Genomic DNA, 25,171 nt, shown 5'->3' with positions numbered 1-25,171 from the left:
TCCGCATGGATTGGATTCTGCTCGTCGCGATGGTGGCGCTGCTCGGCTTCATGTTCTGGAGCTCTCGCAAGCGCGCCGCCAAGATGAAGGCGGAGCAGGAGGCCAAGGCACGGGCGATGCTCCCCGGCGTCAAGGTGCTGCTGCAGGGCGGCCTGTATGGCGTGCTCGTCTCGTACGACGGCGAGGACCTGTCCAAGGCGGCAACCGTCGAGCTCGCGCCCGGGGTCGCCGTCGAGGTCCACAGCCAGGCGATCCTGCGCGTCGTGGATGACGAGGACGGCACCGTCACCGAGGACGAGTTCATCGAAGCCGAGGCCGACCAGGCCGAGTACGAGGGCGATGTCGCCAACGGCGTCATCTCGTCGGTGAGCGACGACCGTGCCGCAGAAGCCGCCGAGAAGGTCGCCGACACGTCGGCCGATTCCGGCGACGCGAAGCCGCACGCCTGATCTCGCTGCACGTTCCCGAAGAAAGCTGACCCTCCGTGGCCACACCCACCCCGGTGCGCCGTGCTTGGCGCGCACTGACCGGACTTCTCGTCATCACGGCACTGCTGTTCGGAGTGAACGCCCTGGGCGTCTACGTCTTCGGCAAGAGCTCCTGGGCGCCTGAGCTCGCGCTCGACCTGCAGGGTGGCACGCAGATCATCCTCGAGGCGAAGACGCCCGACGGCGCCGCACCGACGACCGACCAGATGAACCAGGCCGCGGCCATCATCCGTCAGCGCGTCGATGCGTCGGGTGTCGGCGAAGCCGACATCACGACCCAGGCCGGCAACCAGATCGTGGTTCAGATCCCGGGACAGGCCGACGAGGAGACGCGCAAGCGCATCGAGTCCTCCGCACAGATGCAGCTGCGAGCCGTGCTCGCCACGACAGCGGCGAGCACGTCGTTCGTCGGCCAGGACGGCAACTCCACGCCGTACCCGACGCCCGACCCGTCCCTGCCCGCCACACCCACGGCATCGCCCACCAACGGCAGCGACCTCAGCTGGATCACCCCCGCGCTGCAGGCGAAATTCCTCGCCTACGACTGCGCGAACAAGGAGAACGACCCGGCGAACAGCCCTGCAAACCAGCCGCTGATCGCGTGCGACCCGACCGGCACGGCGAAGTATCTTCTCGGTCCCGTCGAACTCGACGGCTCGTCCATCAGCGATGCCACGAGCGGCATGAACACTCAGAACGGTCAGTGGGTCGTCAACATCGTGTTCGACGATCAGGGAACAAAGATCTTCGGCGAGGTCAGCCAGCGGCTCTACGCGTTCACCCAGGCGGGCAAGACCCCGCAGAACCAGTTCGCCTTCGTTCTGGACGGAGCGGTCATCTCGGCTCCGTCCATGAACGGTGTGATCCTCGACGGCAAGCCGCAGATCAGCGGCTCCTTCAATCAGGAGAGCGCCAAGACGCTCGCCGACCAGCTGAAGTACGGCGCGCTGCCGCTCAGCTTCGGCATCGTGAGCGACAACGCCATCTCGGCGACGCTGGGCTCGCAGCAGCTGCAGATCGGCCTCATCGCGGGCCTCATCGGTCTCGCGCTCGTTGCCCTGTACTCGCTCATCGTGTATCGCGCGCTGGGCTTCGTCATCATCGCCTCTCTCGGCGTGATGGGGGTGCTCACCTACATCACCCTCTGCATCCTGGCCTGGCGCATGGGATTCCGCCTGTCGCTGGCCGGCGTCGCGGGTCTGATCGTCACGATCGGATTCACCGCCGACTCGTTCATCGTCTACTTCGAACGCATCCGCGACGAGCTGCGCGACGGCAAGTCGATCACCGGCGCTGTCGAAGACGGGTGGGGTCGCGCGAAGCGCACCATCTACATCTCGAAGTCGATCAACGTCCTCGCCGCCGTGGTGCTCTACATCCTCGCCGACGCCACCGTGAAGGGCTTCGCGTTCACGCTGGGCCTCACGACGTTGATCGACATCCTGATCTTCATCCTGTTCACCCACCCGGTGCTGCAGCTGCTGGCACGAACGCGGTTCTTCGGCGGGGGCCACCCACTGTCGGGCCTCGATCCCGATGCCCTCGGCGCCGTCTATCGAGGGCGCGCGCAGTTCCGCGCCCCGGTGCTCGACGGCGCGAAGGGCTCGGCTGCGCGACGCGCGGGCCGCTCGCGCGGTGAGGCGGAACGGCGTCAGACCATCGCCGAGCGCAAGCAGGCGGAGCTCGCGGCGAAGAACGCCGGCAGACCGACTTCGACGACGGAGGGAGACGACTGATGCGCTCCATGAACGAGTTCGGTAACGACCTCTACACCGGCAAGACCTCTTTCCCCTTCGTCGGACGTCGCCGCCTGTGGTTCATCATCGCCGCAGCCCTGGTCATCGCGGCCGCCCTCGTGCCGCTGTTTCGGCCGATCCAGTTCTCGATCGAGTTCACCGGCGGATCGCAGTTCACCGTCAACCAGGTCGCGAACCCCGACCAGACGGCCGCGACCGCAGCGGTGCAGTCCGTGGTTCCCGGAGCGACGACGAAGGTCACGACCATCGGTTCGGACGCGCTTCGCATCCAGACCGACCAGATGACCAACACGGAGACCCAGGCCGTCACCACCGCCTTGGCGCAGAAGTTCGCCGTGCAGGAGTCCGACGTCAGCTCGTCCTTCATCGGACCGAGCTGGGGTCAGGACGTCACCCGTCAGTCGCTGTGGGGGCTCGCGATCTTCCTCGCGCTCACGTTCGTGATCCTCGCCATCTACTTCCGCACCTGGAAGATGTCGGTCGCGGCGATCATCGGCCTGATCGATGTTCTGGTCGTCACGGTCGGCGTCTACGCCCTCTTCGGCTTCGAGATCTCGCCCGCGGCCGTCATCGGCTTCCTCACGATCCTGTCGTACTCGCTGTACGACACGACGGTCGTCTTCGACAAGATCCGCGAGAACACCCGCGAAGACGGCGAGAAGTCGGGGCGTACTTTCGGCGAGTCGGTCAACCTCGCGGTGAACCAGACGCTGATCCGATCGATCAACACGACGGTGGTCGCCGCGCTTCCGACGGGAGCGATTCTGTTCATCGGAGCACTGTGGCTCGGCGCGCAGACGCTGACCGACATCTCCCTGTCGATCTTCGTCGGAACGATCGTCGCCGCATACTCGACGCTGTTCGTCGCGGCGCCCCTGTACTCGCTGCTGCGTGAGAACGAGTCGGACCTCAAGGCGCGCGATGCGCGCGTTCTCGCTGCACGCGAGCGCGCCCGCGTCGACGCATGAGCAGGGCACGGTCCGGCCGGGCGTAGGATTGACGGATCATTCAAGGCGGAGGTGAGCGGATGGCCGAGACGGTTCCCACGTCTGCCGGAAACGTCGCGCCCCCGCCCAGTTCCACTCTGCGCCGCCTGGTGCCTCGCATCTTCTCGCGTGCACCGTCACGCAACGGCGTCGAACAGCTGATCCGCACCGTCCGCACGCACCACCCGAAGGGTGACGTCGCGATCATCGAGCGCGCCTATCAGGTGGCGGCTCGGGCGCACGCCAGCCAGAAGCGGCAGAGCGGCGAGCCCTACATCACGCACCCGCTGGCCGTCGCGCAGATCCTCGCCGACCTCGGCCTCGGTCCGCGCGCCATCGCCGCCGCCCTCCTGCACGACACCGTCGAAGACACCGACTACCGGCTCGACGAGCTGACGGCGGATTTCGGCGACGAGGTCGCCATGCTCGTCGACGGCGTCACCAAGCTCGACAAGGTCAAGTACGGAGACGCCGCGCAGGCGGAGACCGTCCGCAAGATGATCGTCGCGATGTCCAAGGACATCCGGGTGCTGATCATCAAGCTGGCCGACCGGCTGCACAACGCACGCACCTGGGGCTTCGTGCCGCCGGAGAAGGCGGCGAAGAAGGCGACCGAGACGCTCGAGATCTACGCGCCGCTGGCTCATCGGCTCGGCATCCAGGCGGTCAAGAGCGAGCTGGAGGATCTGTCCTTCGCCGTCCTGCACCCGAAGCTGTACGCCGAGATCGACAGCCTCGTGAAGCAGCGCACGCCTCAGCGCGAAGAGTACGTCCACAAGGTGATCGAGGCCGTCGAGGCCGACCTGCGTGACCTCCGCATCCGGGGGCGCGTCATGGGGCGGCCCAAGCAGCTGTACTCGGTCTACCAGAAGATGGTCGTGCGCGGCCGCGAGTTCGATGACATCTACGACCTCATCGGCATCCGCGTGCTCGTCGGGACCGTGCGCGACTGCTATGCCGTGCTGGGCTCGATCCATGCGCGGTGGACGCCGATTCCGGGTCGCTTCAAGGATTACATCGCCACCCCGAAGTTCAACCTCTACCAATCGCTGCACACGACCGTGATCGGCCCCGGCGGACGCACTGTCGAGATCCAGATCCGCACCAACGAGATGCACCAGCAGGCGGAGTACGGCGTTGCCGCGCACTGGAAGTACAAGGAGCGGATGGCGGGCGGGAAGTCCGACACGAAGGCCGTCGACACCGACATGGCCTGGATCGCGCACATCTCCGACTGGCAGGCGGAGACGGCCGATCCGGGGGAGTTCCTCGACTCGCTGCGCTTCGAGATCGGCGCGAAGGAGGTCTACGTCTTCACGCCGAAGGGGAGGGTCATCGGTCTTCCCGCGGGGGGCACACCGGTGGACTTCGCGTATGCGGTGCACACCGAAGTCGGTCACCGCACGATGGGCGCGAAGGTCAACGGTCGACTCGTGCCGCTGGAGTCAGAGCTGCACTCCGGCGATGTCGTCGAGGTCTTCACGTCGAAGAACCCGGATGCCGGGCCGAGCCAGGACTGGCTGAGCTTCGTCAAGAGCACGCGGGCGCGCAACAAGATCCGCGGATGGTTCACGAAGGAGCGCCGCGAAGAAGCGGTGGAGCAGGGTAAGGACGCCATCGCGCGGGCCATGCGCCGGCAGAACCTGCCGCTGCAGCGACTGATGAACCAGGACTCGTTCACCGAGGTCGCCCGTCAGCTGCGCTACGAGGACGTCACGGCTCTGTATGCCGCCGTCGGCGAGGGGCACGTATCGACGCAGTCGGTGATCGAGAAGGTCACAGCGCTCGTCAGCTCTGAGGAGGACACCTCCACGGGCCCGATCGAGATCCCGCACATCGGACGCTCGAAGGCGCCCCGCGGCGGCGACTCTGGTGTCCTGGTGCGCGGCGCCCCCGACATCCTGGTCAAGCTCGCCAAGTGCTGCACGCCGGTGCCGGGCGACGACATCGTCGGGTTCGTCACGCGGGGCAGCGGCGTGTCGGTGCACCGCGCGGACTGCACGAACGTCCGGTCGCTGCAGGATGATCCGGACCGCATGATCGACGTGGCCTGGGCGCCGACGACCAAGAGCGTGTTCCTGGTTCACATCCAGGTCGAGGCGCTGGATCGCTCCGGGCTGCTGAGCGACATCACGCGAGTGCTGAGCGAGCACCACGTCAACATCCTCTCGGCGTCGGTCCAGACCACCAACGACCGCCTCGCGCTCAGCCGCTACGTGTTCGAGATGGGCGACATCGTGCATCTCGACCGGGTACTCAACGCCGTCCGCCGCATCGACGCCGTGTACGACGTCTACCGGGTGACCTCTTCCTGAGCGCACGTGCGCAGCACGGCGATGGCCGCGCGCTTGTGGTGCAGCGGTGGGCCGTCGGCCAGGACCTGCGCGGCCATGGAGGCAAGACCCGGAGACCAGCGGAGAACAGCGGCGATCTCCGCCGCCGTGTCGACGCCGCCGCACTGCTCCCGCACGAGATCAGCGAGCGTCCGGGCCGGTGTGGTCACGGCGACACCCGAGATCGCCATCACGTCCTCGCCACGCAGCGCGACGTCGCGATAGACCAGTCGGTTGTCGACCACGGAGTGGATCCGCCGCGCTGAGAACCGCTGGACGTCATGGCGCACCGGCGGCTCCGCCAGCGCACCGTGCACCCAGGCCGCCGATCGCCGCGTCAGCGCGAGCGCTGCCGACATCAGCGGACGCAGGGATCCCGCGCGCAGTTCCCGTGTCTCCACGGCATCCGTCGGCATGTAGGCCTCGCCGACCTCGACGAGGTCGCCGTCCAGTCGAGCCGCGCTCAGCTCAGCGGTCGACAGCCGATCTCCGGCGAAGTAGAGGAAGGGCCAGCCCATGAGGGCAGTCTCCCCGTCGCGCGCAGTGCGCGGACGGGGAGACGGCGATCTGTGGACAGACGAGGACGAAGGGTCCTCCGGGAGGAAGCGTGCTCAGCCGCCGAGCGCCTTCAACCAGCTCTTGCGTGCCTCGAGGGCCTCGGTGGCCTTCGCGATCGCCCCGGCGTTCTTCGACGCCTTCGCCTTCTCGAGATCGGCCTCGAGAGCGGCGATGGCATCGCGCAGCTGCTGCGTCATGTCGTTCTGACGCGCCTTGGTCTCCGGGTTGTTGCTCTTCCAGTCGGCATCCTCGCGAGCCTTGACGCCGTGCTCGATCTTGCGCAGTTCGTCGTCGAGGCCCCGTTCGGCCTCGCGCGGGAAGATGCGGCCGATCTCGTCCCAGCGCCGCTGGATACCGGTCAGCAGCGTCCGCGCCTTCACGAGGTCTTTCTCCTGCGGCACGGCTGCAGCCTCAGCGAGGAGCGCGCGCTTCGCCTCGATCTTCTCGCGCGACTCCTCGGCATCCGCCTGCTCACGTTCGCTGCGCGCGGCGTACAGCGCATCGCCGGCCGCCTTGAAGCGCGCCCACAGCGCGTCGTCGGCCTTCTTGCCGGCGCGACCCGCGCTCTTCCACTCGTCCAGCAGCGTGCGGTAGGCACCGATGCCGTCCTCGCCCTTGCTGGCCAGCGCCTCGGCGCGCTCGACGAGGCGAGCCTTCGCGTCGCGAGCGGCGCGGTGCTGTTCGTCCATGCCCGAGTAGAACTCGCGGCGGTGCTTGTCGAGTGTGGCGCGCGCATCGCGGAAACGCTTCCACAGCTGCTGACCCGTGCTCTTGGGCAGACGCGGCCCGGTGGCCTGGTGGGCCTGCCACTGTGCGAACAGCTCGCCGATCTCGGCGGTCGTCTGCTTCCACTGGATCGACTTGGGGTCGCGGGCGGCCAGGGCTTCGATCCGCTCGACGAGCGCCGCCCGCTCTGCGATGGCGGCGTCGATCGCCTCGCGCTGGGCCTGCGCCTCTTCGGCCGATGCCTCGCTGAGGGCGGCATCCAGCGCACTCAGCCGCGCCTCCAGTGCGGCGAGGTCGCCCACGGCGGCGGCACCGACGACGCGCTCACGCACGGTCGCCAGCGTCGTGCGCAGGTCCGATGCCGATGCTCCACCGTTGCGGTGACGAACCTCGAGCAGAGTGACCTCGCCGGCGAGATCGACGTACTTGCGCTCGAAATAGGCGAGAGCCTCGGCGGGCGTGCCATCGGGGTACTGACCCACGACACGCCAGTCGTCGCCCTCGCGGACCGAGACGGTACCGTCGTCGTCCACGCGACCGAACGAATCGGGCGCAGACGCCGGAAGCGGCGCGACCGCGGCGCGTCGGGCGGGAGGGCGCGGAACCGGCATCGCCCGAGGCATCGGAGTCGGAGCCGGCGCGCCCGGAGCCGGCGCGGCGTCCGCAGCCGTCGCCTCGTCGACGAGGGGCGCGGCCTCTTCGGCGGCAACGGTGGCGGTGTCCTCGACAGGGACCTGTTCGGCAGGCTCGTGGTCGGGCTGGGAAGGAGAGACGTCAGTCACGGATAGCACCTCGTCGCGGCGCACGCCGCATGGGGGTTCGGTCGGCATAAGCCTATACGGGCACGCCCGTCATCCGCGGAGCGCCCATCCCGGACGCTCGCCGAGGGCCAGGACGGTCAGGGAGCGGTCGTCGGCGTCGGGGTCGGGGCGGGGATCTCGGACGAGCCGGGCAGCTCGACCGGAGTCGGAGCGGGTGTGCCGGCGTCTGTCGGAGCGGGTGTGGGAGCGCCCGGACCCGCCGTGTAGTACGCGACCTGCCCGCCGACCACCGCGAGGATGAGGAGTCCGCCGGCGACGCCGGCGATGACGTTGTCGCGGCGCCGGCGCGCGATGAGGCTCGCGTGGAACTCCTGGCGTGCCCGATAGACGCGTGCGCGTTCTTTCTCGTCGCGCGATTGCTTCTTGCCCGCCGCAGCCACCCGGACCTCCTTCGTCGTCGCGCACCACGACCGCGGTCATCCGGGCCGCGCGGCGCTCTGGGAAGACTACGTCCCGGCGAGCGCTGTCGACAAACGCGGTCGACCCCGACGTCGGCGGGCACGGATAGCCTGGTTCGGTGGCATCGGCATCCGCTCTCTTCCAGGGTCAGACCCCGCTGGCCGTGCGGATGCGACCGACCTCGCTGGAGGAGGTGGCCGGTCAGGGGCATCTGCTGCGACCCGGATCTCCCTTGGTCGCCCTCGCCGACCCTGCGGGCGCCGCGAAGACGGCCGTCTCGGTGATCCTGTGGGGGCCGCCCGGCACCGGCAAGACGACGCTCGCGCAGGCGATCGCGCGCACGTCCGGACGTCGGTTCGTGGAGCTCTCGGCGGTCACCGCCGGGGTGAAGGACGTGCGCGAGGTGATGCAGGAGGCGATGACCCAGCGCGACCTGTACGGCATGTCGACGATCCTCTTCCTCGACGAGATCCACCGCTTCACCAAGGCGCAGCAGGACGCGCTGCTGCCGGGTGTGGAGAACGGCTGGGTGATCCTGATCGCCGCGACCACCGAGAATCCGTCCTTCTCTGTCATCTCTCCCTTGCTCTCGCGCTCGCTGCTGCTGACACTGAAGCCGCTCACCGACGACGACCTCGGCCTGCTGCTCGATCGCGCGGTGTCCGACGCGCGCGGCTTGGACGGCGCCGTGGTGCTGGATGCCGAGGCGCGCACGGCGCTCGTTCAGCTGGCCTCCGGCGACGCACGCCGGGCACTCACCTCGCTCGAAGCAGCGGCGGCGATGGTCGCCGACGCCGATCCAGACGGCGACGAACGCCCGGTCGTGACAGCGGCCCACGTGGCCCAGGCCGTCGACCGTGCGCTGCTGCGCTACGACCGCCAAGGGGACGAGCACTACGACGTCATCAGCGCGTTCATCAAGTCGATCCGAGGCTCCGACGTCGATGCTGCCATGCATTATCTGGCGCGGATGATCGAGGCGGGGGAGGATCCGCGCTTCATCGCCCGGCGTCTCGTGATCTCGGCATCCGAGGACGTCGGCCTCGCCGATCCGCAGGCGCTCGTCATCGCGGTCGCCGCCGCCGATGCGGTCGCCTTCATCGGCATGCCGGAGGGCCGGATCCCACTGGCGGAGGCGACCGCCTACCTCGCGACGACCGCCAAGTCCAACGCCGCCTACCTCGCGATCGACAAGGCGATCGCCGACGTTCGCGCCGGCGGGTTCGGGCGTGTGCCCACTCACCTCCGCGACGCGCACTACCCGGGCGCGAAGCGGCTCGGTCACGGCAAGGGCTACGTCTACCCCCACGATCTCGCGGTCGGCGTCGCCACTCAGCAGTACCTGCCGGACGAGCTGCGGGGCCGCCACTACTACGAGCCGACCGGACGCGGGCTCGAACGCGACATCGCGGCGCGCGTCGAAAAGATCCGCAAGATCCTGGGCGACTGAGCGCGTCCGAGGGCGCCGATGAGGGCGCGCCGCCGGCCGGTGCGAGGATCGACGTATGGACGCCGAGAGCGCGCAGCCCTGGGAGCTGCTCACCGAGACCGAGGCCTACGACGGTTACACGCGCGTGCGTAGGGACACCTACCGTCTCCCGGACGGCTCGGTCTCCGAATGGGACGTGATCGAGCAGGGCGACACCGTCGCGGTCGTGGCTCTCACCGACACGGGTGATGTGATCCTGTTCGAGCAGTACCGCGTCGGTCCGCGCGCGCTGGTGCGTGAGCTCCCCGGCGGCCTGATCGACGCGGGGGAGGACGCCCTCACGGCGGCGGCGCGCGAGCTGCTCGAGGAGACGGGTCATCGCGCCGCGGCGCTGTTCCACGCCGGGAGCGAGTGGTCGGGAGCCAACTCCACTCGACGCAAGAACGTGGTCGTCGCCGCCGGCTGCCGCCGCGTCGCAGACCCGCACTGGGAAGACGGCGAGTCGGGTGTCGTCCGCACGATCGGGATCGACGAGCTCGTCGCGCACCTGCTGGCGGGCGGTTTGAGCGACGCGGGGGAGGCCGCGCGCGGGCTGCTCGTGTTCGCGCGGGCATCCGTCACCGACCCCGTGCTCCGCCGTGCACAGGAGCGTGTGCGCTCCGCGCTGGATCGTGCGCTGCGATCGGCGCCGGTCGCTGATCCCGTCGATGAGCTCGCACTGTTCTGGGATCGCTTCGATCCGGCGGACCCCGCGACGGCGCACGCAGAGCTGGGACGCCTCCTCGACGCGCGTGGACAGGAGGATGCCCGCGCCGCATTCGAGCGGGCGTCGCTGCATGACGCGCTCGGCGAGGAAGAAGCCGCGATCCCGCTGTACCGGCAGGCTCTCGATCGGGGCCTGGCCGCTGCGCACCGCACGGAGGCGGTCATCCAGCTGGCGAGCTCGCTGCGCAACGTGGGCGACGCCTCCGCCGCGATGGCGCTCCTGCGCACGGTCAGCGACGACGACCCGCTGATCGCCCCCGCGCGCGCCTTCCTGGCCCTCGCGCTGCACGACGACGAGAAGCCGACCGCGGCGGTGCGCACGGCTCTACAGACGCTCGCGCCGATGCTGCCGCAGTATCGCCGGGCCGTCGACGCGTACGCGGGGGAGCTGGCGAGCCTCGCCCGCATCCGCGCGATCGCCGTCGGGCTGGTGGTCCAGGACGGCCGTGTGCTGCTGGAGTCGTACCCGGAGACCGACCGGCACGGCGAGTTCCTCCGTGCTCCGGGTGGCGGCATCGAGTTCGGCGAGACCGCGGCGCGCGCCGTCGTCCGGGAGTTCGCCGAGGAGCTTGCGGCGGAGTTCGACGACGCCGTGCTCGCGGCCGTCACCGAGAACATCTTCGACAGCGGCAGCGGTCGCGGGCACGAGATCGTGCATGTCTTCCGGGGACGTTCGCCGCAGCTGGCCGCGCTGCCGGTGGGTGAACGGCTGCCCGTGCGGGACAGCCACACGACGGTGGGCTGGTACGAGATCGCGGCGCTGTGGGCTGCGGATGCGCCGCCCGTGTACCCGGTCGGCGTCCTCGACCTGCTGCGCTGAGTGTCGACTGTGACAGGCTGACGGGATGTCGGCTCTGCTCATCGGCGTCATCGCCGTCACGCTGCTCAACCTGTACGCGGCCGTCCTGATCGTGCTGCGCGCGGGTCTACGGCGTGAAGCTGTACCGGCCGATGCTGCTGAACATCGGACTCTCCTTTCTTCCTGTGCTGCTCGCGGTCGTGCTCGGCGCAGGCCTGCTTCTGCTGACCCCCTTGATCGGGCGGGCGACCGAGGCGATCGCCGGGGCGGGCACGTTTGCCGTGTGGGCCTACCTGATCGTCGCGACGCTGCTGTGGCTCGTGTTCTTCCCGAACTCGGTGTACCTGATCACGGAGCTCAACTTCAGCCATCGAGCCGAGACCACACCGGTACCCCTGTGGTACGACATCGTCCAGACGCTGGCGCTGACGCTTTCCGGCATCGCCAATGCGGTCCTCAGCCTGGCCGTCGTGCAGACGATGGGCCTCGTTCTCATCGATCGCCCCGACGGACGCATCCCCGCCGCCAGCTGGGGCTTCGCCGCGACCGTGATCCTGCTCGGTGCCATCGGCGTCTATCTGGGGCGCTACCTGCGGCTCAACAGCTGGGACATCCGGCATCCGGGATCCATGATCCGCAAGCTGCGTGACCATCTGCGTCATCGGGGCAAGGCTCTGGAAGCGTTCGGCTTCGTCCTCACCCACGCACTGCTCATCGCCATCCTCTACGTGCCGCTGTTCGCGCTGGGCTGGTCCGCGTTGCGCGCGGACGCCCTCTGATACAGTGGATTGGCTCGAAACCGGTTTTCGGGCATCCCCTCTTTTCTTCACCGACCTTCCGGCATGCCCCGGCGTGCAGTCCGGACAGGGCGAGGAGAGGCGATACGTCCGCGAGGCGCGACAGTCGCGTCCGCGTAACGAAAGGAACACTTCGTGGCTACGAAGTCCCAGGACCGCCGCAAGGTGCGTCTGTCGCGCGCCCTCGGCGTCGCGCTGACCCCCAAGGCAGCCAAGTATCTCGAGAAGCGCCCGTATGCTCCCGGCGAGCACGGCCGCACCAAGCGCAAGCAGGACAGCGACTTCGCCGTCCGCCTCCGCGAGAAGCAGCGTCTGCGCGAGCAGTACGGCATCCGCGAGAAGCAGATGCGCAACACCTTCAACGAGGCCCGTCGCCAGGACGGCCTGACCGGTGAGAACCTCGTCGAGCTGCTCGAGATGCGCCTCGACGCCCTCGTGCTCCGTGCCGGCTTCGCCCGCACCACGGCGCAGGCGCGCCAGCTCGTCGTGCACCGCCACATCCTCGTGGACGGCCAGCTCGTCGACCGCCCGTCGTTCCGCGTGAAGCCGGGTCAGACCATCCACGTCAAGCCCAAGAGCGAGTCGCTGGAGCCCTTCCAGGTCGCCGCCCTCGGTGGCCACGCCGAGGTTCTGCCCCCCGTCCCGGGCTACCTCGAGGTCGAGCTCGACAAGCTGCAGGCCAAGCTCGTGCGTCGTCCGAAGCGTGCGGAGGTCCCCGTCACCGGTGACGTCCAGCTCGTCGTCGAGTACTACGCCGCGCGCTGAGCGCGTGCACATCCGAAGGGCGTCGGGGTTCTCCCCGGCGCCCTTCGGCGTTCCCACAGACCCACCGACACGAGCCGTGCACCTAACATGGAACGCATGAAGAAGGTGCTGTGGTTCGTCGTGGGTCTCGCGGGAGGCTTCGTCGCCGCCCACTTCGTGAACAAGGATCCGCGCGGCCACGAGGTTCTCGCCGAGGTCGACGCGCGCATCACCGAGTTCACCGACCGCATCGGCGAGGCATATCGCGCCCAGGAGGCGAAGATCGACGGCATCGCCGAAGACGTCAAGGATGCCGCCGCGAACGCCGTCGAGGCCGCGAAGGACGCGGCATCCAGCGCCGTGGACGCCGCGCACGACGTCGTCAAGAACGCCGACTGACCACACACCCGCACCGTCCCGTACGGGACCGTCCGTCCCGCACGCCCGTGCTCTGCCGAGGAACCCACAGATGAAGACCGCCGAGATCGCCCAGCGCTACCTGGACTACTTCGAGAAGAACGGGCACACGATCGTGCCCTCGGCATCCCTGGTCACCGACGACCCGGCGCTGCTGTTCACCGTCGCCGGAATGGTGCCGTTCATCCCCTACCTGTCGGGTGATGTGCCCGCGCCGTACCCGCGCGCCGCCGATAACCAGAAGTGCATCCGCACCAACGACATCGAAGAAGTCGGCAAGACCCCGCGGCACGGCACCTTCTTCCAGATGCTCGGCAACTGGTCGTTCGGCGACTACTTCAAGGAAGGCGCCATCCGCTACGCCTGGGAGCTGCTGACCACATCCGAGGACGACGGTGGACTGGGCTTCGACCCGAAGGATCTGTGGGTCACGGTCTACGAGGAGGATGACGAGGCGCACGACCTGTGGCTGCGTCTGACCGACCTTCCCGAGGAACGCATCCAGCGCCTGGGCAAGGACACGAACTACTGGTCGACGGGCCTTCCCGGCCCCGCGGGCCCGTGCTCGGAGATCTTCTTCGACCGCGGTCCGGCGTACGGGATCGACGGCGGACCGGCGACCGACGACGACCGCTACGTCGAGATCTGGAACCTCGTGTTCATGCAGTACGAGATCACGGATGTGCGCAGCAAGTACGACTTCACGATCGTCGGAGAGCTGCCCAACAAGAACATCGACACCGGCATGGGCCTGGAGCGCATCGCGTTCCTCAAGCAGGGCGTCGACAACATGTACGAGACCGATCAGGTGCGCCCCGTGCTCGATGCCGCCGTGGCCCTGTCGGGAAAGTCCTACGGCGCGAACCACGACGACGACGTCCGTTTCCGCGTCGTCGCCGACCACGTGCGCTCCTCGCTCATGCTGCTGAGCGACGGCGTGACCCCGGCGAACGAAGGTCGCGGCTATATCCTCCGCCGCCTCATGCGCCGCGTCATCCGCTCCATGCGTCTGCTGGGTGTGGACGGAGCGACGTTCGCGACCCTGTTCGCGGCGTCGCGGGATGCCATGAAGGATGCCTACCCGGTGGTCGGCACCGACTATGACCGTCTCGTGACCTATGCCCTCGCGGAGGAGGCCACGTTCCTGCGCACTCTCGCCGCCGGCTCGGAGAACCTCGACGCGTCCATCGCGGCGGCCAAGGATGCCGGGACCACCTCGATCGGCGGCGCAGAGGCGTTCCTGCTCCACGACACGTACGGCTTCCCCATCGACCTCACGATGGAGATCGTCGAGGAGGCGGGGCTCACCGTCGACCGCGATGCGTTCGACACCCTGATGCATGAGCAGCGCGCTCGTGCGAAGGCCGACGCGCGCTCGCGCAAGCGCCAACTGGCCGACACCAGCGTCTACCGCGACTTCCGCGCGAAGGGCGAGACCGTCTTCACCGGCTACACCGATTGGGAGACCGAGTCGACCGTCCTCGGACTCCTCGTCGACGGTGCCCCCGCACAGCGGGCGGTGCAGGGGCAGATCGCGGAGGTGATCCTCGCCGAGACCTCGCTGTACGCCGAGAGCGGCGGTCAGGTGGCCGACAAGGGTGTGATCGTGGGTCCCGGCTACGAACTCGAGGTCCTGGACGTGCAGCGCCCGGTGCCGGGGCTGGTCAGCCACACGGTCGAGGTGACCTCGGGCGAGGTCGGCGTGGGCCAGCCCGCGACGAGCGTCGTGGATGCCGTCAACCGCCGCGCGGCACAGCAGGCGCATTCGGCGACCCACCTCGTGCACGCGGCCCTGCGCGACACGCTCGGAAAGTCGGCCACGCAGGCCGGATCGCTCAACCGCGCCGGCTACATGCGGTTCGACTTCTCCTGGGGTCAGACCCTGTCGGAGGCGACCAAGTCGGAGATCGAGGAGATCGCGAACAACGCCGTGCGCGACAACCTGCAGGTGACCACGCGCGTGCTTCCGCTCGATGAGGCCAAGGCGGCCGGCGCGATGGCGCTGTTCGGCGAGAAGTACGGCGACACGGTGCGGATGGTCGACATCGGCGGGCCCTGGTCGCGCGAACTGTGCGGCGGCACACATGTGAACTCCAGTGCGGAGATCGGCCTCATCAACCTCGTCGGGGAGTCGTCCGTGGGCGCCTCCACGCGACGCGTGGAAGCTCTCGTCGGTCTGGACGCCTTCCGGGAGCTCGCTGCCGAGCGTGCCATCGTCTCGCAGTTGTCGACCTCGCTGAAGACGCCCAAAGACCAGCTCGCGAGCCGCGTCGCCGATCTCGCCGCGAGCCTGAAGGCCGCTGAGAAGCGCATCGCCCAGTTCGAGGCCAAAGCTCTGGAGAGCCGGCTGCCGGAACTGGCCGGGTCGGCGCAGGCGACCGGCGCGTTCCGCCTCGTCGCCCAGTCGCTGGGTGTCGCGGCGTCGGCGGACGATGTGCGCACGTTGGCCCTGCAGGTGCGCGAGCGCGTGGGCGCCGGTGCCGTCGTCGCCCTCGGCGCCGTCGTCGGCGGCCGGCCCGTCGTCATCGTCGCCACCGACGACGCTGCCCGCGCGGCGGGAGCGAAGGCGGGCGTGCTCGCGAAGAACGCCGCAGCCGTGCTCGGCGGCGGCGGCGGCGGACGTGACGACGTGGCCCAGGGCGGCGGAACCGATCCGGATGCCCTCCCGCACGCGCTCGCAGCGGTGACGCGCGCACTGGAGACACCCGGCGCGTGAGCGGCTTCCGACCGGGCGTGCGCCTCGGGATCGACGTCGGCAAGGCGCGGATCGGGGTCGCCCGGTGCGATCGCGACGGACTGCTCGCCGTTCCCGTCGAGACGGTTGCGCGAACGGATGCCGCGGCCGCGCACATCGCGCAGCTCGCCGAGGAATACTCCGCGATGGAACTGCTCGTCGGGTTGCCGATCAGCCTGTCCGGTGGAGAGACCGCGTCCACCGACGATGCCCGCGCCTTCGCGAGGGAGGTGCGCGCGGCATCCGGACTGGAGGTGCGCCTCGTCGATGAGCGCCTCAGCACGGTGAGCGCGCACGCGGCGCTGCGCGATGCCGGACGCTCCCAGCGTTCGTCTCGTAGGATTGTCGACCAAGTCGCCGCCGTCGTCCTGCTGCAGCAGGCGATCGACGTCGAGAAGAGCACCGGTGCCCCCGCCGGTGCCGTATTGCCCGACCCGCAGGAGCCCGCCTGATGTCTGACACCCCGCCGAACGACGACGAGTTCGCGGACCTGTTCAGCAAGCTGCCGACCCCGCGCACGCAGGCGCCGTCATCCGGTGGCGCGGCATCCGTGCCGCCATCGCGCCGCGCCGCTCGGGAGGCGGCCGCGGCGGCGAACGCCGCGTCAGAGACCCCGCCGTCGCCGCAGAGCGCACCGATCGCAGCACCGATCTCCGCGCGCGCCGCGGACGAGACCGCGGATCCCCGCCCCGAGACCGCCGCGGCAGCGCCACCGGCACCGGCGTCGCCAGAGGCCGAGGCCGTTCCGGTGCATCAGCAGGTCGACGCGCTCTTCAGCGGGGACTCGCACTCCGATCGCGGGCGCGGCAAGAGCCACGACCGCGATCGCCGCAAGAGCCGCATCGCGGGCTGGGTGATCTTCGGGGTGATCCTCGCAATCCTCGGCGGCATCGTGGGGGGCGGCTTCTACGTCTGGAACACCTACGAGGACAAGATCCGCGCGTTCATGGGGTGGGAAGAACCCAAGGACTACGAGGACGGCATCGCCGAGGGCGACGCGACGGTGACGATCGTCACGGGCGACACCGGATCGACGATCTCGACGTCGCTGTTCCAGGCGGGCGTCACGAAGACGGACACCGCCTTCTACGACTACTTGATCAAGACCGGCCAGAACCCGGACTTCCAACCGGGCGTGTACACGCTCAAGCAGAAGATGTCGTCCGCGGCGGCCCTGAAGGCTCTGGAAGACCCCAGCAGCCGACGCGAGAACACCGCGCAGCTGCCCGAGGGCTTGACCATGGGCTCGACCCTGACGCGACTCGCCGACGGAACCGGCATCCCGCTCGCCGATCTGCAGTCGGCGGTCGCCGATCCCTCGCAGTACGGCGTCAGCGCGACGACGCTCGAGGGCTGGCTGTTCCCGGCGACCTATACGTTCGATCCCGGGAGGACGGCGCAGCAGGTCATCAAGACGCTGGTCGATCGCACGGTGGCCTCTCTCGACAAGGCCGGCGTGCCGACCGACCAGCGCGAGCGCATCCTCACCGTCGCGTCGATCATCCAGCGCGAGGCACGATTCACAGCCGACTTCTACAAGGTGTCCCGAGTGATCGAGAACCGCCTCGATCCCAACAACGAGGAGACCCACGGCCTGCTGCAGATGGACTCGACGGCGCAGTACGGCTACAACGAGATCAACAAGGGCACGGCCAGCTCCTCGGCAGAAGCCCTCGCCAACGACAACCCGTGGAACACGTATCTGCACCCGGGTCTGCCGATCGGGCCGATCGCCAACCCCGGCGACCTGGCCATCGACGCGGCGATGCATCCGGCAGACGGGCCGTGGCTGTACTTCGTGACGGTCAACCTCGACACCGGCGAGACGATCTTCAGCACCACGTATGCCGAGCACGAGAAGGCCGTGGCGCAGTGGCAGCAGTGGTGCGCCGCCAATGACAGTGCCGACTGCTGAGGTCCCGACCGGATCGCTCCTGGAGGTGTGGGGCGACCCGATCGCTCACAGCCTCTCGCCCCGGATCCACGCCGCGGCGTACGCCGCGCTGGGATGGGACTGGAGCTATGGACGCCGACGAGTCGCAGCGGCCGACTTCTCGCGCGAGCTGGGCGGCCTGGGTGCGGCGTTTCGGGGCCTCTCGCTGACGTTCCCGCTGAAGACCGAGGCCTTCGCCGCCGCGACGCACCGCGATCGCACGGCCGAGCTCACCGGCGCCGTCAACACGCTCGTCCGCGTGGGCGGGCAGTGGCGCGGCTTCAACACGGATGTCGGCGGAATCGTCGGCGACGTGCGAGCCCATGGTCTCGATGCGATCGAGACCGGCCGCATCGTCGGCGCGGGGGCGACGGCGACGTCGGCGCTCGTCGCGCTCGCGCAGCTCGGCGCGCGCACGGTCGAGGTGGTCGCGCGACGCCCCGACGCGGCTCATGCCCTCGCCGAGCTGGGGGAGCGTCTGTCGGTCGCCGTCTCGATCGCGGCGCCGGACACGGTGGCGCCGGCATCCGTCCCGCTCACCGTCTCCACCCTGCCCGGCGGCGCCGCGCTGCCGGACGACACCTCCCGACGGATCGCGTCCGACGGGGGGCTGCTCTACGACGTCGTGTACGGCCACTGGCCGACCCCGCTGGCCGTCGCATGGCAGGCGGCGGGTGCTCCCGCCGTCAACGGCCTCGGCATGCTGGTGCGACAGGCCGTCCTGCAGATCCGCGCGTTCCGAACGGGCGACGTCGACGAGCCACTGCCCGATGAGGGTGCCGTCGTGGACATCATGGCCCGCGCGCTCATGGGAGACTAGGCGAATGCTCCGCGTGCTCACGGCCGGCGAATCGCACGGCCCCGAACTCGTCGCCTTCATGGAGGGACTGCCCGCCGGCGTCCCCGTCTCCCGCGCCGCGATCCAGGCGGATCTCGCGCGGCGCAAGCTCGGCTACGGCCGCGGCTCGCGGATGAAGTTCGAAGAGGACGAACTGACGATCTCCGCCGGCGTCCGACACGGGCTCAGCATGGGCAGCCCGATCGCGCTGCGCATCGGCAACACCGAGTGGCCCAAGTGGACCGAGGTCATGAGCGCCGAACCGGTCGAGATGACCGAGATGTCTCGCGGCCGCGGCGCCGCGCTCACCCGCCCCCGCCCGGGCCACGCCGACCTGGTCGGCATGCAGAAGTACGGGTTCGACGAGGCGCGTCCGATCCTCGAACGCGCGAGTGCTCGCGAGACCGCGGCGCGTGTGGCTCTGGGTGCGATCGCCCGCTCTTTCCTTGGTGAGCTCGGCATCCGCCTCGTCAGCCACACGCTGTCGATCGGCCCCGTTCACGTGCCCGCAGGCGCTGCCCTTCCGACTCCGGACGACGTCGCCGCGCTCGACGCTGATCCGCTGCGGTGCTTCGATCCCGCGACGTCTGCGGCCATGGTCGCCGAGGTGGATGCCGCGAAGAAGGACGGCGACACCCTGGGCGGCATCGTCGAGGTCCTCGCCTACGGTCTTCCGCCCGGTCTGGGCTCCCATGTGCAGTGGGACCGCCGCCTCGACGGCAAGCTGGCACAGGCACTGATGAGCATCCAGGCCATCAAGGGCGTGGAGGTCGGCGACGGCTTCGAGACCACACGCCGACGGGGTTCGGCGGCTCACGACGAGCTGTTCGCGGCATCCGAGGGCATCACGCGCTCCTCCGACAAGGCCGGCGGCACCGAGGGTGGAATGTCCACCGGGACGGTGCTGCGCGTGCGCGCCGGCATGAAGCCGATAGCGACCGTGCCGCACGCGCTTCGGACCATCGACGTCACGACGGGCGAGGCCGCCACCGCGCACCATCAGCGCTCCGACGTCTGCGCCGTGCCCGCCGCGGGCGTGGTGGCCGAGGCCATGGTCGCGATCGTGCTCGCCGAAGCGGTGCTGGAGAAGTTCGGCGGCGACAGCGTCGCCGAGACGGCTCGTAATCTCCGCAGCTACCTCTCCGCGATCCCCGAGACCCTGCAGACGGCCTCGGACAGCGACGACGCCCTCGGATGACGAGCCCTGCGATCGTCCTCATCGGCCCGATGGGGGCCGGGAAGACGAGCGTCGGCAAGCGCGTGGCCAAACGCCTCGGCCTGCCGTTCACCGACAGCGACGCCGTGATCGCTCGTGAGCACGGCCCGATCGACGCCATCTTCGCCGCGCACGGCGAGGCGCACTTCCGCGAGCTGGAACGCGAGGCTGTGGCCGACGCGCTCAAGAGGGGCGGCATCGTCGCACTCGGCGGGGGAGCCGTGCTGCACCCCGGCACTCAAACCGCGCTCGCCGGTCACCGCGTCGTGCTCCTGACCGTCGCGCCGCACAATGTGGCCGCACGCATCCGCGGCGGCGCGCGCCCCCTCCTGCAGGAGGGCGACGCCGTCGAGCGCTGGCAGGAGATCTACGCCGCACGGCGCCCCCTCTACGAACGGCTCGCCCAGGTGAGCTTCGACACGTCCGCCGGTCCTCTGCAAGACACGGTCGACGCCCTCGCGGCGTGGATCGAGGCGGAGCTGCCCGGTGACGATCACGCGCGAGGAGCACAGGAATGACCGAGACCACCGTCATCAGCGTCGCCGGCGACCAGCCCTACGACATCACGATCGGCCGGGGAATCCTCGATGCGGTCGGCGCGGCGCTGCCCGCGGCGGCGCAGAAGGTGCTCGTGGTGCATCCGCCGACGCTGTCGGCTCAGGCGACCGAGCTGCGCGAGCTGCTGCTCGCGTCGGGGGAGCGTCAGGTGCTGCTCGCCGAGGTTCCGGATGCCGAGCAGGGCAAGCGCGTCGAGGTGGCGGCCTTCTGCTGGCAGGTCATGGGCCAGGCCGACTTCACGCGCACCGACGCCGTCGTCGGGTTCGGCGGCGGAGCCGTGACCGACCTGGCGGGCTTCGTCGCGGCGACGTGGCTGCGCGGCGTCGCGGTGGTGCAGGTGCCCACGACGGTGCTCGGCATGGTCGATGCCGCCGTCGGCGGCAAGACCGGCATCAACACGGCGGAGGGCAAGAATCTCGTCGGCGCCTTCTGGCCGCCGCGCGCCGTCATCTGCGACCTGACACAGCTCGATACCCTCAGTCGCAACGAACGGGTCGCCGGATTCGCCGAAGTCGTCAAGGCCGGCTTCATCTGGTACCCGGAGATCCTCGATCTCATCGAGGCGGATCCCGACGCCGCCGTCGATCCGCAGTCCCCGGCGTTCCGACGCTGTATCGAGCTGGCGATCGAGATGAAGGCGCGCGTCGTCGGCGAGGACCTCCGCGAAGCCGGGCTACGCGAAGTGCTGAACTATGGACACACGCTCGGCCACGCGATCGAGCACGCCGAGCGGTACCAGTGGCGCCACGGCGCGGCGATCTCGATCGGCATGCTCTTCGCCGCCGAGCTCTCACGACTGGCCGGCCGACTGTCCGACGATGCCGCCGCGCGCCACCGCCGCATCCTCGAACTGCTGGGACTGCCGACCTCGTATCGCGCGGGCGCGTGGAAGCAGCTGCTGGCCACCATGCAGCGCGACAAGAAGACGCGCGGTGCGATGCTGCGCTTCATCGTCCTCGACGACATCGCGAAGCCGACCATTCTGCAGGCGCCGGACGAGTCCCTCCTGTTCGCGGCCTATCAAGAGGTCGCCGAGTGAGCGTTCCCGTGGTCCGACGCATCCGCGCGGCGGAATGGCGGGAGATCCGCGACCTCCGCATCGAGGCCGTCGGCGATCCGGCGGCATCCATCGCTTTCCTGTCCACCGTCGAACAGGAGCGTGCGCACGACGAGGTGTTCTGGCGCGAGCGCGCCGCGGGCGCGTCGCTGTCCGACGAGGCCGCTCAGTTCATCGCCGACGACGACGGGCGGTGGGTCGGCACGGTGACCGTCCTTCTCCGGGCGGCGGGCACCACCGATCATCTGGGTCGACCCGTGACCGAGGCGCGCGCAGACATCGTGGGCGTCTACGTGGCGCCGTCGCACCGGGGTACGGGACTGCTCGGGCGCCTCGTCGATGTGGCCGGGGCATGGGCCCGGGATCGTGGGGCCGACGAGCTGACGCTCGATGTGCACGCCGAGAACCATCGCGCGCAGGGTGCCTATCGCAAAGTCGGCTTCGTCGCGACGGGGGAGAGGCTCACGAGTGTCATCGGTTCCGAGCTCGTGATGGTGCGTGCCGGTAGGGTGAGCGCGTGACGACCCCTCGACGCCTCCTGCTGGTGAACGGCCCCAACCTCAACCTGCTCGGCATCCGCGAGCCCGACGTCTACGGGCACGACACCCTCGCCGACGTGGAGCGGATCGTCCAGGATGCCGCGGCTGCGCGCGGCTTCGACGTCGAGGCGGTCCAGAGCAACCACGAAGGTGTGCTGATCGACGCGATCCACGAGGCGCGCACCACCTGCGCCGGGATCGTGATCAACCCGGGAGGTCTCACCCACACCTCCGTCGTGCTCCGCGATGCGCTGTCGGGGGTGTCGCTGCCGGTGGCCGAGGTGCACATCAGCAACATCGCCGAGCGCGAGGAGTTCCGTCACCACTCCTACGTCGCCGACGTGGCGGTCGTGCACGTCGTCGGCGAGGGAGTGGCCGGCTACGCGCGCGCGACGGCGCTGCTCATCGACGTCATCTCAGGACGCGCCGACGGCTGAGCGGTTGCACGATCCGCGCGCGACGCAAGGGGGTGCCCCCACGTGCTCGAAGGCGTATACCGTCGCCGCCATGAACATTCGTCGGACCCCCGCTGCCATGTTCCTCGTCGCCGCCGCACTCACCCTGGGCGCCTGTGCCTCTGCGGGTGATGCCGCCACGGATGCCTCGTCGAGCGCGCCCTCCGCCGTGGCGACCCCGACCCACACCGCCACGGCGACTCCCACACCGTCCACCTCGAGCACGCCCGCCGCACCCACCCGCGCCGACCTCGACGGAACGTGGTGCCGCGCGTCGGACTCGGCCACGTGCATGACCATCGAAGACGGCAAGACCACCGATGGAGCCACCGCCGGAGACGCGACCAACGACGAGGGCGCTCCGTGCCTCACGGTCACCATCGGTTCGGACGGCGGCTTCGTCGCCTATTACTGCCCGAAGGGTGTGAGCCCGGCGACGCCCGTCACCACCGACGCCGGCGCCGCGGTGAACCTCGACAACACGGCGTACGAGCGCCTGTTCGCCACGCAGAACCCGCCCTACGTCGACACGTGGTACCGCGAGGCAGATCTGAGCGCCGCTACCGCCCAGTGATGGATTCACCCGGTTCGGTCCAAACGTACTGAGTGCACTCATTAATGAGTATGATCAATATGTGAGTGAATCGATCTCGCGCCGCGAGCGCAACATGGCCGACAAGAGTCGGCGCATCTTGCTCGCCGCCGCGGAGCTGTTCGACGAACACGGCTACGCCGGTGTCACGACGCAGCAGATCGCCAACCGTGCCGACGTCGCCGCCGGCACTGTATTCCGCTACGCCGACAGCAAGGCCGAGCTGCTGCTCGCGGTGTTCAACGAGCGCCTCGCCGCGGCCGTCGACGCGGGTGCGCGTGCTGCGGCGACGGTCGGGGACCCCGTCGAGGCGGTCGCCGCTCTGTTGCGGCCCCTCCTGCACGCCGCGGCGCTGACGCCCCGAGACACCGCCCTCTACCAGCGCGAACTCTTGTTCGGCGACAGCACGGCGGGGCGTTACCGGCGCGAGGGCCTGCGCGTGATCGACGACCTCGAGCGGCGTATCGCCGAGATCGTCGCGCCGAGGTCGGCCGCCGCATCGGCCCGGGTCGCGGCCCGCTCGATCTTCGCCGCCACACACATCTTCCTCGTGCAACCGAGCCTGGGGCTCGGTCGCGACGCCGCCGATCTCCGCGCGCAGATCGCGCAGATCGTCGCCGGCGCGCACGCCGAGGCTTATCCCGACGCGTCCACCCCGCCGCGCCCGCACGAGAGTGCATATGAAGGCGGTACCCCGCCAGAAGGAGATCACCATGAGTGACATCACCACCGTCGCCGTGCTGGGCACCGGCGTGCTCGGCTCGCAGATCGCGTTCCAGACCGCATACAGCGGCTTCGACGTGATCGCCTACGACATCAGCGACGAGGCTCTCGCCGCCGCGAAGGAGCGCTTTCAGCGTCTCGTCGCGACCTACAAGGCCGAGGTTCCCGGCGCCGCCCGCGGAAAGGCCGACGAGACCCTCGGTCGGCTGACGCTCACGACCGATCTCGCCGAAGCGGCTCAGGCCGACCTCATCATCGAGGCCGTTCCCGAGATCCTCGACGTCAAGCGCGAGACCTACGAGAAGCTCGCCCAGCTCGCTCCCGCAGAGACCATCTTCGCGACCAACTCCTCGACCCTGCTGCCGAGCGACCTGGTCGAGTGGACCGGTCGCCCGGAGCGCTTCTTGGCGCTGCACTTCGCGAACCGGGTGTGGAAGTTCAACACCGGCGAGGTTATGGGAACGCCCCAGACCGACCCCGCCGTGTTCGATCAGATCGTGCGGTTCGCGGGCGACATCGGCATGGTTCCCATCCCGATCCACAAGGAGAAGGCGGGCTACGTGCTCAACACCCTCCTCGTGCCGCTGCTGAACGCCGCCATGGGGCTCGCCGGCGGCGGCTACGCCGAGGTCGAAGACATCGACTGGACGTGGCGGATCGCCACCGGTGCGCCCATGGGCCCTTTCCAGATCCTCGACATGATCGGTCTGACCACGCCGTACAACATCCTCACCCACGGTCCTTCGGGCGACCCGAAGATCGCCGCGTGGCTCAAGGAGAACTACATCGACAAGGGCCTGCTGGGCGTCGCCACTGGCGAAGGCTTCTACAAGTACGCCTGATCGCTCGACCGGCAGACAGCGGCTGAGCGGGCGGCATCCCGTAGAATCGGGTGTCGGCCGCTCGGCCGCTTCTTCAACGAACGGACATTCCACACTCATGGCATCGACCGCAGACATCAAGAACGGCGTCGTCCTCAGCATCGACGGACAGCTCTGGAGCGTCGTGGAGTTCCAGCACGTCAAGCCTGGCAAGGGCGGTGCGTTCGTGCGCACCAAGCTGAAGAACGTCATGACCGGCAAGGTTGTCGACAAGACGTTCAACGCGGGCGCCAAGGTCGAGATCGAGAACGTCGACCGCCGTGACTTCACCTACCTCTACAACGACGGCGAGGGCTTCGTCTTCATGGATGTGGCCGACTACGACCAGATCACGGTCGGCGCCGCAACGGTGGGCGATGCCGCGAACTTCCTGCTGGAGAACCAGCAGGTGCAGATCGCCCTCAACAACGGCAACCCGCTCTACATCGAGCTGCCGGCCTCCGTCGTGCTGGAGATCACCTACACCGAGCCGGGTCTGCAGGGCGACCGCTCGTCGGCGGGAACCAAGCCCGCCACCGTGGAGACCGGCTACGAGATCCAGGTGCCGCTGTTCCTGGAGACCGGCACGAAGGTCAAGGTCGACACCCGCACGGGCGACTACCTCGGCCGCGTCAACTGACGACCGG

At 69.1% G+C, this 25,171-nt stretch carries 25 protein-coding genes; 22 read left to right on the top strand and 3 right to left on the bottom strand.

The genetic code is table 11. The features are described 5' to 3' along the window. Positions 1-5: 5 nt before the first annotated feature. The 4 genes from JOE53_RS05585 to JOE53_RS05570 are packed head-to-tail and all read left to right on the top strand — an operon-like array spanning position 6 to position 5,546. A complete protein-coding gene (locus JOE53_RS05585) occupies positions 6-449 on the top strand; it encodes a preprotein translocase subunit YajC (RefSeq protein WP_204947029.1) in 444 nt (147 codons plus the stop codon). A 35-nt stretch (positions 450-484) separates the two neighbouring features. Beyond that, positions 485-2,224: a protein translocase subunit SecD gene (gene secD, locus JOE53_RS05580; protein WP_204947028.1), complete on the top strand. Its 1,740-nt coding sequence runs from the start codon at positions 485-487 to the stop codon at positions 2,222-2,224. Beyond that, positions 2,224-3,213, top strand: coding sequence for a protein translocase subunit SecF (gene secF, locus JOE53_RS05575; protein WP_039415986.1), 990 nt, complete (start codon positions 2,224-2,226; stop codon positions 3,211-3,213). The genes secD and secF overlap by 1 nt, the downstream gene beginning before the upstream one ends. 59 nt (positions 3,214-3,272) lie before the next feature. Continuing rightward, positions 3,273-5,546, top strand: coding sequence for a RelA/SpoT family protein (locus JOE53_RS05570; RefSeq protein ID WP_204947027.1), 2,274 nt, complete (start codon positions 3,273-3,275; stop codon positions 5,544-5,546). Here JOE53_RS05570 and JOE53_RS05565 read toward each other — a convergent pair. The 3 genes from JOE53_RS05565 to JOE53_RS05555 all read right to left on the bottom strand — a co-directional run bounded on the left by JOE53_RS05565 (position 5,525) and on the right by JOE53_RS05555 (position 8,049). Then, positions 5,525-6,082 carry an SAM-dependent methyltransferase gene (locus JOE53_RS05565; RefSeq protein WP_204947026.1) on the bottom strand — a complete coding sequence of 186 codons (558 nt, stop codon included), beginning with the start codon at positions 6,080-6,082 and terminating at the stop codon, positions 5,525-5,527. The two genes, JOE53_RS05570 and JOE53_RS05565, sit on opposite strands and share 22 nt — an antisense overlap. Positions 6,083-6,175: 93 nt before the next feature. Continuing rightward, positions 6,176-7,630 (bottom strand): DUF349 domain-containing protein, encoded by a 1,455-nt coding sequence (locus JOE53_RS05560; RefSeq protein WP_204947025.1) that lies wholly within the window; start codon positions 7,628-7,630, stop codon positions 6,176-6,178. Positions 7,631-7,746: 116 nt separating this feature from the next. Continuing rightward, positions 7,747-8,049, bottom strand: coding sequence for a hypothetical protein (locus JOE53_RS05555; RefSeq protein ID WP_036315111.1), 303 nt, complete (start codon positions 8,047-8,049; stop codon positions 7,747-7,749). A gap of 188 nt (positions 8,050-8,237) precedes the next feature. Between JOE53_RS05555 and JOE53_RS05550 the strand changes: the two genes are divergently transcribed. From JOE53_RS05550 to efp, 18 genes are all read left to right on the top strand, one after another. Next, entirely contained in the window at positions 8,238-9,518 is a 1,281-nt protein-coding gene (locus tag JOE53_RS05550; protein ID WP_204948181.1) for a replication-associated recombination protein A, read from the top strand. Between the two features lie 55 nt (positions 9,519-9,573). Continuing rightward, the gene (locus JOE53_RS05545) at positions 9,574-11,082 is read left to right on the top strand and encodes a tetratricopeptide repeat protein (protein WP_204947024.1); all 1,509 of its coding nucleotides are present in this window, start codon (positions 9,574-9,576) and stop codon (positions 11,080-11,082) included. Between the two features lie 113 nt (positions 11,083-11,195). Continuing rightward, positions 11,196-11,840 (top strand): DUF1361 domain-containing protein, encoded by a 645-nt coding sequence (locus JOE53_RS05540; RefSeq protein WP_271171061.1) that lies wholly within the window; start codon positions 11,196-11,198, stop codon positions 11,838-11,840. A gap of 153 nt (positions 11,841-11,993) precedes the next feature. Continuing rightward, positions 11,994-12,623: a 30S ribosomal protein S4 gene (rpsD, locus tag JOE53_RS05535; protein WP_005049541.1), complete on the top strand. Its 630-nt coding sequence runs from the start codon at positions 11,994-11,996 to the stop codon at positions 12,621-12,623. 96 nt (positions 12,624-12,719) lie between these two features. Next, positions 12,720-13,001 (top strand): ATPase, encoded by a 282-nt coding sequence (locus JOE53_RS05530; RefSeq protein WP_231477285.1) that lies wholly within the window; start codon positions 12,720-12,722, stop codon positions 12,999-13,001. Between the two features lie 70 nt (positions 13,002-13,071). Then, positions 13,072-15,735, top strand: coding sequence for an alanine--tRNA ligase (gene alaS / locus JOE53_RS05525; RefSeq protein ID WP_204947023.1), 2,664 nt, complete (start codon positions 13,072-13,074; stop codon positions 15,733-15,735). Beyond that, positions 15,732-16,205, top strand: a complete 474-nt coding sequence (gene ruvX, locus JOE53_RS05520) for a Holliday junction resolvase RuvX (RefSeq protein ID WP_061683470.1) — start codon at positions 15,732-15,734, stop codon at positions 16,203-16,205. The genes alaS and ruvX overlap by 4 nt, the downstream gene beginning before the upstream one ends. Beyond that, positions 16,205-17,668, top strand: a complete 1,464-nt coding sequence (gene mltG, locus JOE53_RS05515; RefSeq protein ID WP_204947022.1) for an endolytic transglycosylase MltG — start codon at positions 16,205-16,207, stop codon at positions 17,666-17,668. The genes ruvX and mltG overlap by 1 nt, the downstream gene beginning before the upstream one ends. After that, complete coding sequence (locus tag JOE53_RS05510) at positions 17,649-18,506, top strand: shikimate dehydrogenase (protein WP_061683468.1); 858 nt, start codon at positions 17,649-17,651, stop codon at positions 18,504-18,506. Before mltG ends, JOE53_RS05510 begins: the two co-directional genes overlap by 20 nt. Positions 18,507-18,510: 4 nt before the next feature. Next, positions 18,511-19,722: a chorismate synthase gene (gene aroC / locus JOE53_RS05505; RefSeq protein WP_039415998.1), complete on the top strand. Its 1,212-nt coding sequence runs from the start codon at positions 18,511-18,513 to the stop codon at positions 19,720-19,722. After that, positions 19,719-20,258, top strand: a complete 540-nt coding sequence (locus tag JOE53_RS05500; protein ID WP_061683467.1) for a shikimate kinase — start codon at positions 19,719-19,721, stop codon at positions 20,256-20,258. The genes aroC and JOE53_RS05500 overlap by 4 nt, the downstream gene beginning before the upstream one ends. Then, positions 20,255-21,337, top strand: a complete 1,083-nt coding sequence (aroB, locus tag JOE53_RS05495) for a 3-dehydroquinate synthase (protein ID WP_204947021.1) — start codon at positions 20,255-20,257, stop codon at positions 21,335-21,337. The genes JOE53_RS05500 and aroB overlap by 4 nt, the downstream gene beginning before the upstream one ends. Further along, positions 21,334-21,876: a GNAT family N-acetyltransferase gene (locus tag JOE53_RS05490; RefSeq protein ID WP_204947020.1), complete on the top strand. Its 543-nt coding sequence runs from the start codon at positions 21,334-21,336 to the stop codon at positions 21,874-21,876. The genes aroB and JOE53_RS05490 overlap by 4 nt, the downstream gene beginning before the upstream one ends. Further along, positions 21,873-22,331 carry a type II 3-dehydroquinate dehydratase gene (gene aroQ / locus JOE53_RS05485; RefSeq protein WP_204947019.1) on the top strand — a complete coding sequence of 153 codons (459 nt, stop codon included), beginning with the start codon at positions 21,873-21,875 and terminating at the stop codon, positions 22,329-22,331. The genes JOE53_RS05490 and aroQ overlap by 4 nt, the downstream gene beginning before the upstream one ends. 70 nt (positions 22,332-22,401) lie before the next feature. After that, the gene (locus JOE53_RS05480) at positions 22,402-22,923 is read left to right on the top strand and encodes a hypothetical protein (protein WP_204947018.1); all 522 of its coding nucleotides are present in this window, start codon (positions 22,402-22,404) and stop codon (positions 22,921-22,923) included. 61 nt (positions 22,924-22,984) lie between these two features. Further along, positions 22,985-23,662 carry a TetR/AcrR family transcriptional regulator gene (locus JOE53_RS05475; protein WP_204947017.1) on the top strand — a complete coding sequence of 226 codons (678 nt, stop codon included), beginning with the start codon at positions 22,985-22,987 and terminating at the stop codon, positions 23,660-23,662. After that, entirely contained in the window at positions 23,655-24,506 is an 852-nt protein-coding gene (locus tag JOE53_RS05470) for a 3-hydroxyacyl-CoA dehydrogenase (protein ID WP_196384332.1), read from the top strand. The genes JOE53_RS05475 and JOE53_RS05470 overlap by 8 nt, the downstream gene beginning before the upstream one ends. Positions 24,507-24,603: 97 nt before the next feature. Then, positions 24,604-25,164, top strand: a complete 561-nt coding sequence (efp, locus tag JOE53_RS05465) for an elongation factor P (protein WP_036283795.1) — start codon at positions 24,604-24,606, stop codon at positions 25,162-25,164. Positions 25,165-25,171: the final 7 nt, after the last annotated feature.

The organism is Microbacterium laevaniformans, from assembly GCF_016907555.1.
GTDB lineage: Bacteria > Actinomycetota > Actinomycetes > Actinomycetales > Microbacteriaceae > Microbacterium > Microbacterium laevaniformans.
This window is presented reverse-complemented; position numbering and strand designations above follow the sequence as displayed.

Excerpts from the sequence above, each read along its gene's own strand:
- alaS (WP_204947023.1), top strand. The coding sequence starts at position 13,072 with ATGAAGACCGCCGAGATCGCCCAGCGCTACCTGGACTACTTCGAGAAG.
- aroC (WP_039415998.1), top strand. The coding sequence starts at position 18,511 with ATGCTCCGCGTGCTCACGGCCGGCGAATCGCACGGCCCCGAACTCGTC.
- JOE53_RS05550 (WP_204948181.1), top strand. The coding sequence starts at position 8,238 with ATGCGACCGACCTCGCTGGAGGAGGTGGCCGGTCAGGGGCATCTGCTG.
- secF (WP_039415986.1), top strand. The coding sequence starts at position 2,224 with ATGCGCTCCATGAACGAGTTCGGTAACGACCTCTACACCGGCAAGACC.
- JOE53_RS05585 (WP_204947029.1), top strand. The coding sequence starts at position 6 with ATGGATTGGATTCTGCTCGTCGCGATGGTGGCGCTGCTCGGCTTCATG.
- JOE53_RS05530 (WP_231477285.1), top strand. The coding sequence starts at position 12,720 with ATGAAGAAGGTGCTGTGGTTCGTCGTGGGTCTCGCGGGAGGCTTCGTC.
- JOE53_RS05480 (WP_204947018.1), top strand. The coding sequence starts at position 22,402 with ATGAACATTCGTCGGACCCCCGCTGCCATGTTCCTCGTCGCCGCCGCA.
- JOE53_RS05500 (WP_061683467.1), top strand. The coding sequence starts at position 19,719 with ATGACGAGCCCTGCGATCGTCCTCATCGGCCCGATGGGGGCCGGGAAG.
- JOE53_RS05510 (WP_061683468.1), top strand. The coding sequence starts at position 17,649 with ATGACAGTGCCGACTGCTGAGGTCCCGACCGGATCGCTCCTGGAGGTG.
- JOE53_RS05470 (WP_196384332.1), top strand. The coding sequence starts at position 23,655 with ATGAGTGACATCACCACCGTCGCCGTGCTGGGCACCGGCGTGCTCGGC.
- efp (WP_036283795.1), top strand. The coding sequence starts at position 24,604 with ATGGCATCGACCGCAGACATCAAGAACGGCGTCGTCCTCAGCATCGAC.
- aroB (WP_204947021.1), top strand. The coding sequence starts at position 20,255 with ATGACCGAGACCACCGTCATCAGCGTCGCCGGCGACCAGCCCTACGAC.
- mltG (WP_204947022.1), top strand. The coding sequence starts at position 16,205 with ATGTCTGACACCCCGCCGAACGACGACGAGTTCGCGGACCTGTTCAGC.
- JOE53_RS05545 (WP_204947024.1), top strand. The coding sequence starts at position 9,574 with ATGGACGCCGAGAGCGCGCAGCCCTGGGAGCTGCTCACCGAGACCGAG.
- JOE53_RS05570 (WP_204947027.1), top strand. The coding sequence starts at position 3,273 with ATGGCCGAGACGGTTCCCACGTCTGCCGGAAACGTCGCGCCCCCGCCC.
- JOE53_RS05565 (WP_204947026.1), bottom strand. The coding sequence starts at position 6,082 with ATGGGCTGGCCCTTCCTCTACTTCGCCGGAGATCGGCTGTCGACCGCT.